This window comes from Treponema sp. R80B11-R83G3 (assembly GCF_054786115.1).
The window spans coordinates 1-1,487 of record NZ_BDHF01000205.1; the positions used below are offsets into that span (position 1 = coordinate 1).

The following is a 1,487-nucleotide window of genomic DNA, read 5'->3' on the forward strand; positions in this document are numbered from 1 at the left end:
TTTCCCAATCCCAAAACACAGCGGAAAATTCGGCAAAAGTCGGCATTTCCTTTGGTCCCGGAAGTAGCTTCCCTTTCCTGTTCAACAAATTGCAATAATTCCTTGCCGCCGTCTTATTGCTCTGTCCGGTAGTCCAGGGACCTAACCGTTTCCCCTCTCCGTCATAAGCATAGTAATAGACCACTGTTTTCCCCGAAGGAACAACCCTTGTAAACAAAGTAAAATCGTTGTGCATAGCAAAACTCCTATTTTTTTGAAAATTGATGTCATACCTGATAACACGAATTTTCAAGCGTTTTAGGCGTACCGAACCAGCAACGCTAATTCTTTACAGGGTATAGATTTATCACAGAGTAAAACCGCTGACAACTGTTGTTTAGTGCAATTTCAACAATGTTACCAGCATTGGGGAGTGGGCTTTTTACAATTGTACCAGCCTTACCAGCGTAACTATACCCGACAGCGTTAACATCATTGGAGAAAACGCTTTTTCCAGTTGTACCAGCCTTACTGAAATAGTTGTTACTTCTGGTAATACCACATATAGCTCACAGGACGGTGTATTGTATAACAAAAATCATACTGCTTTGCTAAATTGTCCGTTAGGAAAAACTGGCGTTGTCACCATACATAACGGCGTTAGCATCATTGGAGATAACGCTTTTTCCAACTGCACCAAACTTACCGGTGTAACCATACCGGACATAAGGAAAACTGCACGTTTTACCTAATTACAAAATAAACAGTTTCCGTAAATGCTTATCCCATAAGAAATTAGCGTTGCTGATTTTTACGCTATAAAACATGGGAAATGGGTGTAATCACAAAAGACATCATATTCCCAAAAAAGAGGTAGTTATGAAGATTCATAATGATTTTACCCTGTATTTCAGGGTTACTTCTTCGGGTAGGCGGGTTGTTTATTTCTACGCCTATGATGAAAACGGCAAGCGGACGCAGGGTAGGTCTACGGGGCAGACCAATAAAACGGCGGCTAGGGTGCTTGTAAACAGGCTTTTGAAACAAGGGGCGTTGTTGCCAAGAAAAGATGATATGCCTACCTTTGGGGAATACGCTGTGAACTGGTGGGATTGGGAAAATTGCGAGTACCTGAAAAAAAGACGGAAAAGGGCGAACCTGACGCAAAGTTATTCAGACCACATGAAGCGGAATTTGGATAAAGTTATTTTGCCGTATTTCAAAAATATGAGAATGGACGCAATTACCCCCGCCGTGATTGAGGCTTTTCTGGACAGCCTTATAAAACAAAAATATAAAAACACGACCATTAACGGCTACTACGGAACTTTCAAAACCATGATGATTGAGGCTGTGGAACGTGGGATTATAACCGCTGACCCTACCGCCAAAGTTGAACGGCTTATAAATGACCGAGCCGAAATTAAAATTATCACTCCGATTGAATTCAAAAAATTATTTGTGGGCGATTGGCGCAAGGTGTGGGAAAACAGCCATATTACCTGTAC

2 protein-coding genes and 2 pseudogenes are annotated in these 1,487 nt (G+C 41.6%); 3 read left to right on the forward strand and 1 reads right to left on the reverse strand.

The genetic code is table 11. From position 1 onward, the window contains the following. Window positions 1-235, reverse strand: a pseudogene (locus ACYVRH_RS12610) (tyrosine-type recombinase/integrase); the annotation flags it as partial. A gap of 169 nt (window positions 236-404) precedes the next feature. Between ACYVRH_RS12610 and ACYVRH_RS12615 the strand changes: the two are divergent. From ACYVRH_RS12615 to ACYVRH_RS12625, 3 genes and pseudogenes are all read left to right on the forward strand, one after another. Beyond that, window positions 405-485 (forward strand): annotated as a pseudogene (locus ACYVRH_RS12615) (hypothetical protein); the annotation flags it as partial. A 78-nt stretch (window positions 486-563) separates the two neighbouring features. Next, on the forward strand, window positions 564-731 hold the full coding sequence (locus ACYVRH_RS12620) for a hypothetical protein (RefSeq protein WP_461257253.1): 168 nt from the start codon (window positions 564-566) through the stop codon (window positions 729-731). 127 nt (window positions 732-858) lie between these two features. Further along, the coding region (locus ACYVRH_RS12625; protein ID WP_461257254.1) for a phage integrase SAM-like domain-containing protein at window positions 859-1,487 on the forward strand (629 nt) is incomplete at its 3' end.